Here is a 15,387-nt window from a genome sequence, read left to right on the forward strand (position 1 = left end):
CACCCGTCCGGGTGACGACCCCGGGCGAAGCCCCGTGGGACGCTGGTCGAAGGCAGCGAAGGAGGCGTCCGGCATGACCACCGCGCACGACTACAGCGAGGGCATCGACCCCGAGCACGCGCTGAAGTACGCCATCCAGCGCTGGCACGGGGACCGTAGCGAGATCGTTGAAGGGATCCTCACGCAACTGACGCCGAGCTGGGACCACGAACGAGCCGCGAAGCTCGTACGCCGCCAGATCGAGGGGCGGGTGGACGAGCTCGGCTGTGTGGAGGGATCGGGGAATCTCGATCTGCCGGGCTCCGCGAACTGGTACGTCCCCGATATCGCCGTGGTCCCTGAGGACCTCGCACAGGGTGGCTCGTCGCTACTGCCCGACCAGACCCTCCTGATTGTCGAGGTCACCTCGAAGTCCAACGCCGAGACCGACCGGGTCGTCAAGCGGAAGCGGTATGCCGAGTACGGCGCGCCGCTGTACCTGCTGGTCGACCGGCTGGAGAAGACCGTCACCCTGTTCGGCGGCCCGGGCCGCCTCGGCTACACCGACGTCGACGGTCCGCACCCCTTCGGGACCCCGGTCCACCTCCCGGCCCCGTTCGACCTCGACCTCGACACCAGCGGGCTCTAGGCGAAGAGGGCCGTCAGGCGGGGGAGGCGGGGGGAGATTTCGGCGGTGTCGTCGAAGTCGAAGTCCCAGGACGGGTCCAGGGGCGGGTAGCTGATCGTGAAGGAGTCCGACGGCTATCTCCGGCGCCGGGTAGTGCGCGAGCAGCTCCGCCGCGCGCACCGCGACCTGGTCGGGCTCCGCGTCCGCGCGGGCTGTTTCGATCAGCTTCCAGAACGTCTGCTTGTCCATGGGCCGAGCGTCGCACCCGGGTCTGACATCACGTCGTGAACGCGTGGAGGGAGCGGACGAGGGACGTCACGAACGCTTCGCGGGTCGGCTCGGGCAGGAGGTCGAGGGAGAGGTACGGGTTGAGGTCCTCCAGTTCGACCAGGAGGAGCTCGCCCGAGGGGGCGCGGCAGGCGTCCACGCGCTGGCCCGCTCGGCCGGGGCCGGGGACGGCCGAGCGGGCGGGGCCATGGACGGCCGCTCGGCCGGGGCCGGGGACGGCCGCTCGGCCGGCGGCTCCGGCTGCCCCGCCGCCGGTGCCGCCCCTCTGTCCCCTATGTCCCCGTCCGCCACGTCCCGCACTCACCCTTCGTCTCGCGCTGACTTCGCACAAGTGGACCCCACCGGTTCAGCGACCCAGGCGGCGGTCCTTCAGGGCCGGGAACTGCTCCCGCGTCTCGGCGACCTTCGCCGGGTCGAGCTCCACCGTCAGCACGTCCTCGCCCGGGCCCGCCTCCGCCAGGACCTCGCCCCACGGGTCGACGACCAGGCTGTGGCCGGCCTGCTCGACGCCCGCGTGGGTGCCGGACAGCCCGCACGCGAGGACGTACGACTGGTTCTCGACGGCCCGTGCGCGGTTCAGGAGGGTCCAGTGGGAGCGGCGGCGGGCCGGCCAGCCCGCGGCCACCACCATCGTCGTCGCCCCGGCGTCGACCAGGCCGCGGAACAGTTCCGGGAAGCGAAGATCGTAGCAGGTGGCGATGCCGAGCGTCTGCTCCGGCAGGGCGACGGTGGTCAGGGAGTCGCCGGCGGACATCAGGACCGCCTCGCCCTGGTCGAAGCCGAAGCGGTGGATCTTGCGGTAGGTGGCCGCGAGCTCGCCCGTCGGGGAGAGGACGAGCGCGGTGTTGTAGAGGGAGCCGTCGCCCGCGCGCTCCACGAAGGAACCGGCGTGCAGCCAGACCCCCGCGTCGCGGGCCGCCTTGGACATGGCCTCGTAGGTCGGGCCGTCCAGCGGCTCCGCCTCCGTCTCGAACTGCTCGTAGGCGAAGGCCCCGATGGTCCACAGCTCGGGGAGGACGACGAGATCGGAGGCGGACTGTTCGCGTACGAGGTCGGCCGCGCGGGAGCGGCGGGAACCCACCGACTCCCCCTCATTCACCGCGATTTGGATCAGGGAAGCGCGCACAGTACCACCGTCCTGGCATTCAAGCCGTCAACTCGGGCCTACGATCGTCACACGAAAGCACTGCCGGGGTGCTCTTCGGCAGCGTAGTTTTGAAGCCATTGCATAAGCTTCCAGAACGCGCCAACGCGCCAATGAACAGCACGCGAGGGGTCCCGTTGACCGTCCATCCGCATCCCAGCCTTCAGCCCTATGCCGACGCGTGGACGCACTCCATCGAGGCGATATCCGAGCTGGTCCTTCCGCTGACGGAGGGCGAGTGGAGCAGGGCGACGCCCTGCCCCAACTGGTCCGTGCGTGATGTCGTGTCACACATCATCGGCATTGAATGCGAGCAGCTCGGCGACCCCCGGCCGATCCACACCCTGCCCAGGGACCTGCGGCACGTGGTCGACGAGTTCTCCCGGTACATGGAGGTGCAGGTCGACGTACGGCGTCACCACACCGCGCCGGAGATGACCTCGGAGCTGGAGTACACGGTCATCCGCCGCTCGCGCCAACTCCGCAACGAGAAGCGGGATCCGGACACCTTGATTCGCGGACCGCTGGGCGAGCCGGCGACGCTGGAGCACTCGCTGCGGCTGCGCGCCTTCGACGTGTGGATCCACGAGCAGGACCTGCGGGCGGCGCTGGGCGCGCTGGGGAACTGGGACTCCCCGGGCGCGCACGTGGCCCGGGACGTCCTGCTGGCCGGGCTGCCGAAGGTCGTCGCGAAGAAGGCGGGCGCGCCCGCGAACTCCGCGGTCGTCATCGACGTGCACGGAGCACTGGAGTTCATGCGGACCGTACGGGTCGACGCGGAAGGGCGCGGCACGATCGACAAGGCCCCGTCGCTGGGGCCGGCGGTGACGCTGACGCTGGACTGGGAGACGTACGTACGCCTCGCGGCCGGCCGCGTGCGGGCGCACTCGGTCGCCGACCGGGTGAAGGTGGAGGGCGACCAGGCGCTGGCGGAGGCCATCCTGACGCACTTCTCCGTGACGCCGTAGCCGACCGGCCGGCCGGCCACACCCGGACTCCTGCGCGCGCGGCACACGCGGCCGCGCGGCCCGCTCGTAGGGACGGGGGTCTGTCCCGCCCGGCCCATGTCAGAGGACGCGGGCCCCGGCGCCTACGTGCACCCCGTCCTACGTGCACCGGGCCGGCGGGGCCGCGGCCCGTTCCGGCAGCAGCACCGGCACCGGCACCGGCACCGACCGCTCGCGTTCGCGGGCCAGGGCCCGGCCGCGCAGGCGCAGGATCTGGGCGATGCCGAACACCTCCAGGACGAAGACCGAAGAGAACGCGACGCGGTAGTTGTCGCCCGTGGCGTCGAGGAGCAGGCCCACCACCAGCAGGGTCGTCATGGACGCGATGAAGCCGCCCATGTTGGTGATCCCGGATGCCGTGCCCTGGCGCTCCGCCGGGTTGGCCGGACGGGCGAAGTCGAAGCCGATCATCGAGGCCGGACCGCACGTGCCCAGCACCAGGCACAGGCAGACCAGCAGCCACATCGGGGCGTGGTCCCCCGGGTAGACCAGGACCGAGCCCCACAGCAGCGCGGTGACGGCGACCGTGCCGAGCGCGAGGGGGATCCGCGAGGACTGCCGCCGGCCCACGACCTGGCCGTAGACCAGGCCGAGTGCCATGTTCGAGGCGACGACCAGCGTCAGCAGCCCGCCCGCGGTGGTGCGCGAGAGGCCTTGCGCCTCGACGAGGAACGGCATGCCCCACAGCAGCAGGAACACCATCGCCGGGAACTGCGTGGTGAAGTGCACCCACAGGCCGAGCTTGGTGCCCGGCTCCTTCCAGGAGTCGGAGATCTGGCGCCGTACGAATTCCCCCGCGCCGAAGCCTCCCGCCCCGGTGGCCGCCGGCGCGGGCTCGTGGCCCTCGGGGTGGTCGCGCAGGAACAGCACGAGCGGGACCAGCACGATCAGCCCCGCCACCGCACTGCCCGCGAACGCCGGGATCCAGCCGACCCCGTGCAGGACGGGCGCCAGCACCAGGGTGGAGACCAGGTTGCCCGCCATCCCGATCAGGCCCGCCAGCTGCGCCATCAGCGGGCCCCGGCGGGCGGGGAACCAGCGCGTCCCGAGCCGCAGCACGGAGATGAAGGTCATGGCGTCGCCGCATCCCAGCAGGGCGCGGGCGGCCAGGGCCATCCCGTAGGAGGGGGAGAGCGCGAAGCCGATCTGGCCGGCGGTGAAGAGCACCGCGCCCAGGGTGAGGACCTTCTTGGTGCCGAGCCGGTCCACCATCAGGCCGACGGGTATCTGCATGCCCGCGTACACCAGCAGTTGCAGGAGGGAGAAGGTGGACAGCGCGGAGGCGTTCACGTGGAAGCGGTCGGCGGCCTCCAGCCCCGCGACGCCGAGGCTGGTGCGGAAGATGACCGCGACGAAGTACACGGCGACGCCGATCGACCACACCAGGACCGCCTTGCGGCCGCCCGGTGGATCCTTGACGACGGGCACGACGGGCACAAGGGGCACAGCAGGAGCAGCGGCCGGAGCCGCCGCCCCGCCGGCCTCGGCGCTCATCGGTCGGACCCCCGCACCAGTTCCGCGACCCGGCCCACGTGCGCCCGTACCGCGGCGGCGGCCGTCTCGGCGTCGCCCGCGCGCAGCGCGTCGAGGATCTCCGTGTGCTCGGACAGCGTCCGCTCCACCCGGTCGGGGTGCGCGTGCAGCACGGCGACTCCCATGCGCAGCTGGCGGTCGCGCAGCTGGTCGTAGAGGCGGCTCAGGATCTGGTTGCCGGCGCTGCGCACGATCTCCGCGTGGAAGGCCCGGTCCGCGGCCATCATCGCGCCGAGCTCGCCGGCGGCGCCGAGCCGGCGCTGCTCCTCGATGAGCTCCGCGAGCCGCTCCAGCAGGCCGGGCGGGGCGGGCACGGCCCTGCGGACGGTGAACTCCTCGACCAGCAGACGGGTTTCGATCACGTCGGCGATCTCCTGGGCGGAGACCGGGAGGACGAGGGCGCCCTTCTTCGGGTACAGCTTCAGCAGCCCCTCGGTCTCCAGCCGCAGCAGCGCCTCGCGGACCGGCGTGCGGGAGACCCCGACGGCGACGGCGAGCTCGCCTTCCGTCAGCAGGGTCCCGCCCTCGTAGTGGCGCTCCAGCACGCCCCGCTTCACGTGCTGGTAGACGCGTTCGGCGGCGGTCGGGGCGGTGGTGGCTGATGGCATGCGCACAGCATAGATACAACAGAGGTGCAAGCCGCCGCCCGTCCAGGATGCGGACCCCCACCGGCGGGGCCCCTCACCGGCCCTCACTCCCCCGGCGCCGCCACCACCACGTCCAGGACGAACTCGTCGTACGGCGCCTCCTGCGGATACGGCGGCCGGACCTGCGCGAACCGGATCCGCGCCCGGCCGCCCGCCCGGGCCCGTACGACGTACACGCGCTCGACGCTCGCCCCGGGCAGCGGAGGCTCCGCGGCGGCGGGCGGCGGCGGGCCCTCGGACACGGAGACGGCGTCCGCGTCCCCGGTCACCTGCCAGGTCCACACGTACCCGCGCGCACCACGCCCTGTCAGCCGCAGCTCGTACGGCTCACCCGGGGCCAGCGACACCTCGCGTACCTCCACGCGCACTCCTCTTCGCCCGGCCCCCGAGACCGGGTCCCCTCACGCCGGGCCGATCACGGCCCCTTCGTGCCAGCCCGCGCCGTCGCGCCAGTAGTGCTGGAGCAGGCGGTCGGTGCGCAGGGCGATCACCTCCAGGTTGAACCCGAAGCTGCCCTGCAGCATCCCGGTGACGGCCAGCACGTCGTGGCCGAAGACCGCGGAGCGCTGCCAGGCCGTACCGGCCGCGTTGCCGCGCCACCAGTGCTCGATCCGGCCGCCCGCACCCGTCACGCACAGCTCGTAGTTCCCGGCGGTGTCCTCGTCGGCCGCCCCGTGCTGCGCCTCGATCATGCAGGGTGCGGAGGTGATCCCGGCGCCGAAGATCTCGCCGGGGCGCCAGACGAAGCCGTTCGGGTCGTCGCGCCACCACAGCTGCATCCGGCCGTCGGTGCGGGCGGCCACCAGGTCCAGGTGGCGGGAACGGGTCTGGATCAGGGCCGGGCCGTAGTGGGCGATGCCGGAGGCGAAGCGGCCGCCGTCGTTCCAGGTCCAGGGGGCGCCGTTGATGCGCCACCAGTGGTTCAGGCGGCCGTCGGCGGTGCGGACGACCACCTCGAAGTTGCCCGGCGCCCCGTAGTCGCTCTGGATGAAGCCCGGGGTCGAGCCGATCGCCGCGTCGCCCGGGCCGAATGCGCCGCCGTCGCGCCAGGCGCCGCCGGACTGCTCGTAGTACCAGTGGCGCAGCCGGCCGCCGGCGGTCACGTGCAGCGACTCCATGTTCCGGTTGTAGGTGGTGCCCGTGAAGGCCGGCTGGCCGGAGGCGTCCGACGCGAAGGCCCGGCCGCGGGCCCACGGGAAGGGGTCGTCGCCCCCGCGCCACCAGTGCTGGAGCGAGCCGCCGCCGCCCCGCGCCGCCATCTCGAAGTTGCGGTGGGCGCGCCCGTTGCCGCTCTCGTAGACGTTCCCGGCGTGCAGGCGGCGCTTGCTCCACGGGTCGATGTTGGTGTCCTGCAGCCCGCACTTCGCCCAGTCGTCGATCCGCGCCTCGCCGTACGCGATCCGGCCGTAGCCGCCCACGTGGTAGCCGGTCCCCCAGGAGTTCTTGAACAGCCAGCAGCCGGCCGCGTCGTCGTAGCCGGTGATCAGGACGCAGTGGCCGCCCGCCAGGCGGTCGCTGGTGCGGTGGTAGACGCCGGAGCCGAGGCCGAAGAAGTCCTCGTACACGTCGAAGCAGGCGGTCAGCGGGCCCACCGTGTCCAGCCACGCCTTCTGCTGCTCCACGTCGCCGAGCCGGACGTGCCCGGTGATGCGGACGGTCCGGCCGGAGCGGTCCCAGCTCGGGGTGTACTCGGCCCGCCAGGCCTCCCGGCGGTCGACGGGGGTACCGGGCGGCGGCGGCGAGTACGGCCAGCAGCCCGGGTCCGCGAGTCCGCCGTTGGTCCGGATCCAGTCGAGGGCGGCCTCGGGGCTGCCCGTCTGCCCGCAGGGGGCCTTCATCCCGTCGTGCACGTCCCCCTCGGACCGCTCGGCCCACACGTGGTGCTCGATGCGGGCCATCGACTCCACCAGGCCGGCCGCCCCGAACGCCCAGCACGCGCTGCACGGGTTCTGGTCCTTCACCTTGGTGAGCCAGGGCCAGCCCCACCGGCTCCGCCAGTCCACGGCGGAGGGGCGGGCGGTGGGGGCCCGGGTTCCCGTGCCCGTGCCCGTGCCCGGGAGCAGGCCGTGCGCCGTCCTGCGCCGGGTGAGGTGCGGATTGCCACTGGCCCGGCCCACGAGGCTCCGCAGGTCCACCGGCGGCGCGGCCTCGGCGGGGGTCAGCTCGACTGCCGCCGCCGTGCTCGCCCCCAGGCCCAGGGCGGGCCGCGGTACGGGATCCCCGTCGGCGAGGTGCTCGCTCACGGACCACCGCGCCCCGCGCGCCGCGAGCAGGGCCCGCAGCTCCCCCGCCGTCTGGACACGCCCCTCCGACTGCTCCGGCATTCCGGCCCCCCAACGCACCGTACGGATCCGAGCCCCGGGAGCGTCCACCTGGGCGGGGGGCGCGTCAAGGGGGTCCGTACGGTCGCGCGGCGGCACGCGGGGGCGCTGGCCGCTTCGTGAACGGGAGCCCCGGGGGCCGGGCGTGCCGCAGCCCGGGGTGCACCGGGGCGGGGCCGCTGCCGCGGAGGGAACCGGAGCCCCGGGGCGGGGGCGTGCCACGCTCGGCCGCGAGGGCCCGGCGGGGCGCTGCCGCTCCTGGGCGGGCAGCGCCGGGGCCGGGGGTGCGGCAGCCGCTACTGGACGGGCAGCGGGACCGGGACCGGGAGCGGGGGCAGGCCCGGGAGGCCGAGGCCGGTGAGCAGGGCGACCAGGGCCGCGACCAGGTCGGTCACCACGTCGGTGGCCTTGGCCTTGGCGTCCGTGGAGCAGCCGCAGGGGCCGGCGGCCTTGGTGAGGCCGTCGACGGAGCCCTTGAGCTTGTCGATGGCACCCGTGGCCAGGTCGAGCGGGCCGGCGGCGGCCTTGGCCTTGTGGGCGGAGACGGGGAGCGCCACGGGCAGCTTCGGGGCGTCCACGGGGAGCGCCGGCGCCTCCACCGGGAGCTTCGGGGCATCGACGGGCAGCTTCGGCGCCTCCACCGGCAGCGCCGGCGCCTCCACCGGCAGCTTCGGAGCGTCCACCGGCAGCTTCGGCGCCTCGACCGGCAGCTTCGGCGGGTCCACCGGGAGGTTCGGCGCGTCCACCGGCGGGACCGGTACCGGCACGGCCGGGGCGGCGGGCAGGCTCTTCTTCAGCTCTGCGATCGCGGCGTCGATCTTCTCCTTGAAGGCGGCCAGGTCCGCCTCCGGGATCTTGCCGTCGGGGGACTTCAGGACGGCGGCCAGCAGATCGGTGACGGGTTTGAGCAGCCCGCCGACCCCGCCCAGCGACTGCACCTGCGCGAGCAGGGCCTCGGTACCGGGGATGGCCTTCCCGGCCGGCGCGGCGGCCACGAACGCGGCGGCCTGCGGCTTCGCGGACGACTCCGCGGCCGCCGACGCCAGACCGGGGGACGCGGTCAGGAGGCTCAGGCAGAGGGCGGCGGGGACGGTGTAGCGCGTGATGCGGTGCAACGGATCTCTCCTGTCGAGGAGCCGCGGCATGGGACGTGCCGGGGCGTGAGGTGACGTGGGACGTGACATGGGACGTGTCCCAGCCCACTCACCGACACCCCGTCAGACCCCGCAACCCGAGCCCCCGCACCGCCGCCGCGGACACGCCGCGCAACCGGCCTACGTACGCCTTTGACCTGCGTGTACACCGTCACCCTCGAACGATGCCCCGTCAGGCGGGTCCCTCCCAGCGGATCTCGCCGTCCTGGACCCGGTCCGTGGCGGTGAGTCCGACCCGCGTGGCAACGGCGGCGGATGCGGTGTGGTCGGGGTGGACGTGCGCGATGACGGTGCGCACCCCGGCCTGCTTCCCGAGCCACTCGACCATCGCCCGGGTCGCCTCGACGGCGATGCCGCGGCGCTGCCAGGGCGTACCGACGACCCAGGCGATCTCGGCGGCCTCCCCGGACACGGTCGCCTGGACCGTCCCGGTCAGGCAGCCCTCGGCGTCGAGCCGGACCACCCAGTTGCACCAGGAGACGGCGGGGTCCGGCGAACCGGCGACCAGCCGCGCGTAGCGGGTGCGCAGCTCTGACACGGTGAGCGGAGCCCCGCCGATGAAGGCGTGCAGCTCCGGATCACCCAGCACCGTGGTCATCTCCTCGGCGTGCGCAGCCTCCAGCGGCAACAGGGTCAGCCGCCCGGTCCGGATGATCACCCCGCCTGCGCCGCGAAGGCGGTCCACGCGGTGGCGGTGACCCGGATGACGGGCCCGTCGCTCCGCTTGCTGTCCCGAACGGCAACCGTGCCGGCGATGTTGGTGGCCACCTCCACGCACTCCGTGTTGGCTTGGTCGCTGCTGTAACTGGACTTCACGAACTCGTATTCGTTCACGGGCTTACATACCTTTGCTGATGGCATCGATCAGGCTCACGGAGTCGTGCGGCGCAAGACTCAGCCGTGACACCCGGGCGAACGCCCGGCCGTACGCCTCGTTGGCCTCCGCCCCCTCTGCCCACAGGGTAGAGCCGATGGTCTCGGCGTAGCCGACGTCCAGCGCCCCGGGATCCGCGAACGAAACGATGTTGAAGGAACCGTCGACTCCATGGTGTCTCCCCGCCCGGAAGGGCAGCACCTGCACGTGGACATGCGGCAGCTTCGCCATCTGCACCAGATGGTCGAGCTGCGCGCGCATCACTTCGACAGTGCCGACTTGGTGGCGCAACGCGGCTTCCCACAGCACTGCGTGGAACTCCAGGGGCGCGTCACCCCGCAGCCGGGCCTGCCGCTTGATGCGTGAGGTCACCAACGCCTCGATCTCGTCGGGGTGCGACCAGTTGGACGTGACGCCCAACGCCCTCACGTATTCCGGGGTCTGGAGAAGTCCGGGGACCAAGGCAGGGTGCCACGTGCGGATACGTGTGGCGATCTCCTCCATCGCGATGTACTCACCCAGGCCGCCCACGATCGGCATGTGGTGCCACCAGCCCTTGGCCTTGCGACGCTCTCGGTCCAGCTTGGCGAGGGACAGCAGGCTGTGGACCACTGCCTCGTCCGTCACCCCGTAGAGCTTGCACAAGGCCACGATGTCCGGGTCGCGGAACGGAACCCAGCCGCGCTCCATCTTGGCGACCTTGGCCGCCGTCGCACTCAGTACCTGCGCCGCCTGTGGCTGGGTCAGCCCCGCCGCGTCACGCAAGCGCAGCAGCTCCCCGCCCAATCGGCGTGCCAGCACCGTCGATACCCGGTTGTCCGTGGCCACTTGGCCCACCTCCCTGTACCGAATGCAGTCAACCGTGCCCGGCCGGAACCGCACAACTACTCCTTGGGGATAGATATCTCCGGAAGAGGTTGCACCCACCCACGCGGTCACTCTACGGTCAGTGACGAACTACTCACCGCACAGAGTCAGTTGGCGGAAGCGCACCGGGCTGTCCACGAGACGGCACCGGCATGCCACCGCCCGTACCGGAGGTGCACAGCAATGGACGGACTCACACGTCGCGACGTACGGAACTACCCGCCCCGCCAGGACTCCGTACCCACCGCCCGCCGGCACACCGCGTGGCTCGCCGTGGCGTGGGGGCGGCCCGAGCTCGCCGCGGACGCGGCGCTGCTGACCAGCGAGCTGACCACGAACGCGCTACTGCACGGCTCCGTGTGGGACCGGTACTTCCGGGTCGAGGTCCGGCTCACCGGAGCAGTGCTCCGCATCGAGGTCACCGATCCGAAAGGAGAGCGCCGCCCCGAACCGCGAGCAGCCGCCGACGACGACCAGTTCGGGCGGGGGCTGCACATCGTGAGCGCGCTCTCGGAGCGCTGGGGCGCGTCCGACCGGGTCGTCGGCAAGACCGTATGGGCAGAACTGGCGCGGACCGACCCCCGCCAGGACAACCGATAGGCGGCCGCCGCGGGGCATTCGCGTCGGATCACCCTTCCGTGGAGGCGAGTTTGCCTCCCTTCCGATCAATGGCCCAAGATCGCTCGGGCCGCCCCCCTCCCTGTCGGCCGAGAGGAAACGCCGTGCAGATCGCGCCCACCCTTGTACGCGTGCTCGTGGCCGGCTTGGCCGCGGCACCGCTCATCCTCGCCCCCTCGGCCGCAGACGCGGCCGGGACTGCACCGCACGCATGGCGCGGTCCCGACCCCTCCACAGGTGACGGTCTGCGGAAATGCATGGAACAGGCAAAGGCGGAACGGCCGGCGGCTTGGACCTGCATCGGCGGCACCTTGACGGTCACCGAGGACAACCAGGGGCGGTCGACGGACCGCACCACCGTCGTCGCAGACGACTTCACGATTACCCCGGCCCCGGCCCCGGCTTCCGCCCCCGCCTCCCGCGCCGCGGCGGACGACTACGACTCCTGGTGCGAGAACGGCAGCGTCTGCGGCCGGGAGATCAGCCGCTACGCGGCCGAGGTCAAGGGAAACGGCGCATACGGGGACCGTAACGGATCCATCGGGTCCATCGACATCGTGTACCGACAGGAATTCAACGGCCCTTGGCCCCAGTGGCGCAGCCTGCTGATCCACGACTCCGGACCGCAGATCAACCCCGGCAACTGGACGAACGACTGCCGCATCAACATCAAGGACGGGCCCGATGCCTACTGCGGCAGGAACACCGTGAACTTCAACGACATCAACGCCTCCCAGCGTCGGGCATGGTGGCCGTCGCCGACGCGTCTGGCCTCCAACGAGTCCAAGGTGACCGACAGCCGCAACTACCACGACGACCACTCCGGGGAGTTCGTCGCCTGGGGGCACACCCAGATGTTCAAGGCAGGCGTGCTCCACACCGGCCGCTGGAACAATTGTGACTCGGGCACCTGCAAGTACTACCAAGTCCCCTGGCGTCCCTGAGAGCTGCCGATGGAGAAGGCAGCAGGCAGCCTGGGAATCAATCCCGGGCCGGCCCTTGGGCGAGTGCGGCCAGTTCCTTCGCGCACAGTGCCACGAGTGAGCGGCTGAGCGACAGGTCCACACCTTCGCCATCGGCGCGGGCACAAAGGTGGTCGAGCAGCCCGGCCAGGTCTCCAAACGGCCCCACGGGGCGCAGGAGCCACAGCCGGCCTGCCGGCGGCGCCGGAACCCCGGCGTCGGCGAGCAGCGTGCCCTCGTCGGCCGTGATGACGCGCAGCTCCTCCTCGGTCATCGGCTCGCATCTCACGTCGGTGATCGCGAGCAGGGCGTCCATGCATGTTTCGACCACCCACCGGGTCGACCGGTCCCGGATCCAGGTACGCGCCCCCTGGGGCCAGACGTACGGCAGAAACGCCCACGACGGGGCGTCCGGAGCCAGCTCCCAGCCGAGCTTCCTCAACTCACGTACCTCGGGAAGACGGTCCGGTTCCTGCTCGCTGCGCCCCGACCGACGCAATGAGAAGCCGTGCGGCTGTCCATCCTCGTCCCAAGACATGACGGCAGAATACTCCCGGCGCTTCCGAATCCCCCGAAGGAGAAGTCCGGGCCGGGCGGACCTCCTTCCCGGACTCGACAGGCCCTCGGCAGGACCCCCGGCAGCGCCCCGGCTGGCCCCGTTAGGGTGATGCGCATGGATGGGTGGACGGCGCCGATTTCCATCGAGCGCGAGCTGTACGAGGCCAAGGCGCGCGGAGACCGGGCGGGGCACCTCGACGCCTCGCCCGCAGGGAGCAGTTCCTGCCGCAGTCCGCGCACACCGTGTACCTGCCCAGGTCCTGCGCGGCCTGCTCCCCGCCGGGATGGTCAGCCCCGTCCGGGAGTTCGCACTGCGCGTGCGACGCGTCCTCGCCTCCGACTTCGCCGGCCCGTCGACGAGGAGGAGTTCGGCGAGTGGTACGCGGGCTCCCAGGCCACCCACCTCACCCTGACCACCGACCCGGCGAGCCCCTGGCGCAACATCCCCTGGCGGGCGGCCGAAAGGACACCATGACGCAGCAAGAGACCACCGAGACAGCGCGCATGGACGGCTCGGCCGCGCTGCGGGCCGCGGACGCGTTCGAGCTGATCTACGCCGAAGCGTTCGCGGAGCCTCCGTACAACGAGACCGCGGACGACGTCGCCGCCGCCTTCCACCGCTTCCCGGTCCAGACGCGCAAGCCCGCCTTCCGCGCGGCCTTGGCCCGTACCCCGGAGGGCGAGCCGGTCGGCATGGCGTACGGCTGGTCGCTCCCGCCCGACACGGTGTGGTGGGACGAGTTCACCGAGCCCGTGCCCGCCGCCATGCGGCGCGAGGACGGGCACCGGACCTTCGGGCTCATCGAACTCGCCGTGCGCGGACCGTGGCGCGGACAGGGTGTCGCGCGACGGCTGCACACGACGCTGCTCGACGGCGTCGCGGCCGAGCGGGTGCTGTTGAACGTCCACCCGGGGAGCGAAGCGGCATCGGCCGCCTACCGGGCGTGGGGATACCGAAAGATCGGCGAGGCGCGGCCCGGGGGCGAGGGCACGGACCTCCGTGACGCGATGCTGCTCGATCTGCGGCGCTGAAGGCGACAGCGCTCACGGTCAGGGTTCCATGGCGGCCTTGTCGGACTCGCTGCGCAGGACGCAGAACTCGTTGCCTTCGGGATCGGCCAGGACGGCCCAGCCCGAGCCGTCGGGATTGCGGCGATCGGCGACCAGCACGGCGCCGAGGCCCAGGAGCCGGTCCACCTCCTGCTCGCGCGAGGTCTCGGGGCGCAGACACAGGTGGATCCGGTTCTTGACCGTCTTGGCCTCGGGCACCTGGTTGAAGTACAGCACCGGGCCCTCTGCCAGCAGTACCTGTGTATCCAGGTCACCCGGTCTGGCGGCCGGATTCACCGGGCGGCCCGTCACGCCGCTCCAGAAGCGGGCCAGCCCATAGGCATCCGCACAATCGATCGCTACGTTCTGCACTACCGAAACCATGCGTCCCAGCCTTCCCGATCACGGCTCAGGACGCGACCGCGGTGCGGCGCTCGTCACGGCTCCGCGGGAGGCGGGCGAGGGTGACCGCGCGCAGCAGCCATTCCACCGGGCCGTACCGGTACCTGGCCATCAGGTGCTTGCTGAGGGCGAGTTGGGCCCCGTACAGGACGAGCGCGCCGAGTACGACGACGGCCGCGCCGAGGCGGTCGTACAGGGCGAGGCCGTAGGCGGTGAAGACGAGGGCCATGACGAGGGACTGGCTCAGGTAGTTCGTCAGGGCCATCCGGCCGGCGGGGGCGAGGAGTACTGCCGTGCGCTCGCCCCGGGCCGTCTTCATGAAGAGGAGCATCCCGCAGACGTACGCGGCGGTGAGCGCGGGGGCCGTGACCGTGCCCACGACCGAACCGAGGAGGCTCCACCGGGGACCGAGCGCGCCGCCGGCGGCGAGAGCCATGAAGAGGCTGCCGGGCAGGCCCAGGGCGACGCCGAGCACGCAGATGCGGCGCATCCGGGCCGCGTACTGCCCCGTGTCGGCGAGGAGCCGCCGCTTGCCGCAGTACAGGCCGGTCAGGAAGGCGGCCAGGACGAAGCCGCCCATCAGCAGCACCGCGGGGAGCGTGTCGGGCAGCTGGCCGAGGTTGGCCCGCACGACGGACGCCGGGTCGCCGCGGTAGTCGGCGACCAGTGCGGCGGCTTCCGCGGAGAGTTCGTTCAGTTCGGCCGCCTCCGCGTCCGACATGAACAGGGAGCCCAGACCCAGGAGGAGCAGGAAGGCGCTCGCGCATCCGTACACGATCCGGGCCGCGCGCAGGGCTGCCCCGGGCGAGCAGTTCCGTGCGGCGATCAGGACCAGGCCGAGCAGCGCGTAGGTCATGAGGATGTCGCCGGTGTACAGCAGTACGGCGTGCAGGAAGCCCAGGACGAGCAGGCCGAGCGAGCGGCGCAGCATCCGGGGAACGGCGCTCGCGCCGTCGCGTGCGGCGGAGTCCTGCTGGAGGGTGAAGCTGTAGCCGAAGAGGAACGAGAACATCAGGTAGAACTTGCCGACCACCAGGGCCTGTACGACCCCCTCGACGGTCCGGTCGAGCGTGGTCGCGTCCGGGTCGACGGCGCCGCCGGGGCCGTACGGGCCGGCCATCATCAGCGCGTTGACCAGCAGGATGCCCAGGAGCGCGAAACCGCGCAGGGCGTCGACCTCCGGTATGCGTGCGGACCGGTCTGTCCGTTCGTGCGCAGCAGCCGTTGCGGACACGGCTTCCCCCCAGGTGGTCGTGGGCGCGTGGAGCGCCCTTCTCCTGGGGTGACGGTAGCCCGGCGGGCCGGGGCACGCGTTCCTCGGGTCGATGCCACGCGTTCCTGCGGCTTGCCCTTCG

The 15,387-nt window shown here is 72.1% G+C and carries 18 protein-coding genes; 5 read left to right on the plus strand and 13 right to left on the minus strand.

Going from position 1 to position 15,387, the window contains the following annotated elements; genetic code table 11:
- Positions 1–73 precede the first annotated feature (73 nt).
- Entirely contained in the window at positions 74–628 is a 555-nt protein-coding gene (locus J7F03_RS04125) for a Uma2 family endonuclease (protein ID WP_214947252.1), read from the plus strand.
- A gap of 256 nt (positions 629–884) precedes the next feature.
- Here J7F03_RS04125 and J7F03_RS04130 read toward each other — a convergent pair whose 3' ends face one another.
- Together J7F03_RS04130 and J7F03_RS04135 are read right to left on the minus strand one after the other, a co-directional pair.
- The gene (locus J7F03_RS04130) at positions 885–1,034 is read right to left on the minus strand and encodes a hypothetical protein (RefSeq protein ID WP_214947466.1); all 150 of its coding nucleotides are present in this window, start codon (positions 1,032–1,034) and stop codon (positions 885–887) included.
- A gap of 207 nt (positions 1,035–1,241) precedes the next feature.
- Positions 1,242–2,021, minus strand: a complete 780-nt coding sequence (locus tag J7F03_RS04135; protein WP_214947253.1) for a carbon-nitrogen family hydrolase — start codon at positions 2,019–2,021, stop codon at positions 1,242–1,244.
- Positions 2,022–2,176: 155 nt separating this feature from the next.
- Here J7F03_RS04135 and J7F03_RS04140 point away from each other — a divergent pair, with 155 nt between their 5' ends.
- Positions 2,177–3,007, plus strand: a complete 831-nt coding sequence (locus J7F03_RS04140; RefSeq protein ID WP_214947254.1) for a maleylpyruvate isomerase family mycothiol-dependent enzyme — start codon at positions 2,177–2,179, stop codon at positions 3,005–3,007.
- 138 nt (positions 3,008–3,145) lie between these two features.
- Here the strand turns inward: J7F03_RS04140 and J7F03_RS04145 are convergent, their stop codons facing one another.
- The 8 genes from J7F03_RS04145 to J7F03_RS04180 form a co-directional block, all read right to left on the minus strand.
- A complete protein-coding gene (locus J7F03_RS04145) occupies positions 3,146–4,540 on the minus strand; it encodes an MFS transporter (protein ID WP_214947255.1) in 1,395 nt (464 codons plus the stop codon).
- Positions 4,537–5,187 (minus strand): GntR family transcriptional regulator, encoded by a 651-nt coding sequence (locus J7F03_RS04150; protein ID WP_214947256.1) that lies wholly within the window; start codon positions 5,185–5,187, stop codon positions 4,537–4,539. Before J7F03_RS04150 ends, J7F03_RS04145 begins: the two co-directional genes overlap by 4 nt.
- An 83-nt stretch (positions 5,188–5,270) precedes the next feature.
- Positions 5,271–5,588 carry a protease inhibitor I42 family protein gene (locus tag J7F03_RS04155; RefSeq protein WP_214947257.1) on the minus strand — a complete coding sequence of 106 codons (318 nt, stop codon included), beginning with the start codon at positions 5,586–5,588 and terminating at the stop codon, positions 5,271–5,273.
- A gap of 39 nt (positions 5,589–5,627) precedes the next feature.
- Positions 5,628–7,550: a C1 family peptidase gene (locus tag J7F03_RS04160; protein WP_214947258.1), complete on the minus strand. Its 1,923-nt coding sequence runs from the start codon at positions 7,548–7,550 to the stop codon at positions 5,628–5,630.
- Positions 7,551–7,843: 293 nt separating this feature from the next.
- The gene (locus tag J7F03_RS04165) at positions 7,844–8,662 is read right to left on the minus strand and encodes a hypothetical protein (protein ID WP_214947259.1); all 819 of its coding nucleotides are present in this window, start codon (positions 8,660–8,662) and stop codon (positions 7,844–7,846) included.
- Positions 8,663–8,873: 211 nt separating this feature from the next.
- Positions 8,874–9,386: a GNAT family N-acetyltransferase gene (locus J7F03_RS04170; RefSeq protein ID WP_308379051.1), complete on the minus strand. Its 513-nt coding sequence runs from the start codon at positions 9,384–9,386 to the stop codon at positions 8,874–8,876.
- Positions 9,356–9,535, minus strand: a complete 180-nt coding sequence (locus J7F03_RS04175) for a DUF397 domain-containing protein (protein ID WP_214947260.1) — start codon at positions 9,533–9,535, stop codon at positions 9,356–9,358. Before J7F03_RS04175 ends, J7F03_RS04170 begins: the two co-directional genes overlap by 31 nt.
- 4 nt (positions 9,536–9,539) lie before the next feature.
- A complete protein-coding gene (locus J7F03_RS04180; protein WP_308379053.1) occupies positions 9,540–10,403 on the minus strand; it encodes a helix-turn-helix transcriptional regulator in 864 nt (287 codons plus the stop codon).
- 222 nt (positions 10,404–10,625) lie between these two features.
- On the opposite strand from J7F03_RS04180, the gene J7F03_RS04185 reads away from it, so the two are divergent.
- Positions 10,626–11,042 (plus strand): ATP-binding protein, encoded by a 417-nt coding sequence (locus J7F03_RS04185; protein WP_214947261.1) that lies wholly within the window; start codon positions 10,626–10,628, stop codon positions 11,040–11,042.
- Between the two features lie 275 nt (positions 11,043–11,317).
- The gene (locus J7F03_RS04190) at positions 11,318–12,004 is read left to right on the plus strand and encodes a hypothetical protein (RefSeq protein ID WP_214947262.1); all 687 of its coding nucleotides are present in this window, start codon (positions 11,318–11,320) and stop codon (positions 12,002–12,004) included.
- Positions 12,005–12,041: 37 nt separating this feature from the next.
- Here J7F03_RS04190 and J7F03_RS04195 read toward each other — a convergent pair whose 3' ends face one another.
- Positions 12,042–12,560 (minus strand): DUF5956 family protein, encoded by a 519-nt coding sequence (locus J7F03_RS04195; protein WP_214947263.1) that lies wholly within the window; start codon positions 12,558–12,560, stop codon positions 12,042–12,044.
- A 491-nt stretch (positions 12,561–13,051) separates the two neighbouring features.
- Between J7F03_RS04195 and J7F03_RS04200 the strand changes: the two genes are divergently transcribed.
- A complete protein-coding gene (locus tag J7F03_RS04200) occupies positions 13,052–13,612 on the plus strand; it encodes a GNAT family N-acetyltransferase (RefSeq protein ID WP_251071401.1) in 561 nt (186 codons plus the stop codon).
- 18 nt (positions 13,613–13,630) lie between these two features.
- On the opposite strand, the gene J7F03_RS04205 is transcribed toward J7F03_RS04200, so the two are convergent.
- Both J7F03_RS04205 and J7F03_RS04210 read right to left on the minus strand, forming a co-directional pair.
- Positions 13,631–14,014: a VOC family protein gene (locus tag J7F03_RS04205; protein WP_214947264.1), complete on the minus strand. Its 384-nt coding sequence runs from the start codon at positions 14,012–14,014 to the stop codon at positions 13,631–13,633.
- A gap of 25 nt (positions 14,015–14,039) precedes the next feature.
- Positions 14,040–15,266, minus strand: coding sequence for a DUF418 domain-containing protein (locus tag J7F03_RS04210; RefSeq protein WP_308379054.1), 1,227 nt, complete (start codon positions 15,264–15,266; stop codon positions 14,040–14,042).
- Positions 15,267–15,387: the final 121 nt, after the last annotated feature.

The sequence above is a fragment of the Streptomyces sp. ISL-43 genome, assembly GCF_018614195.1.
Classification (GTDB): domain Bacteria; phylum Actinomycetota; class Actinomycetes; order Streptomycetales; family Streptomycetaceae; genus Streptomyces.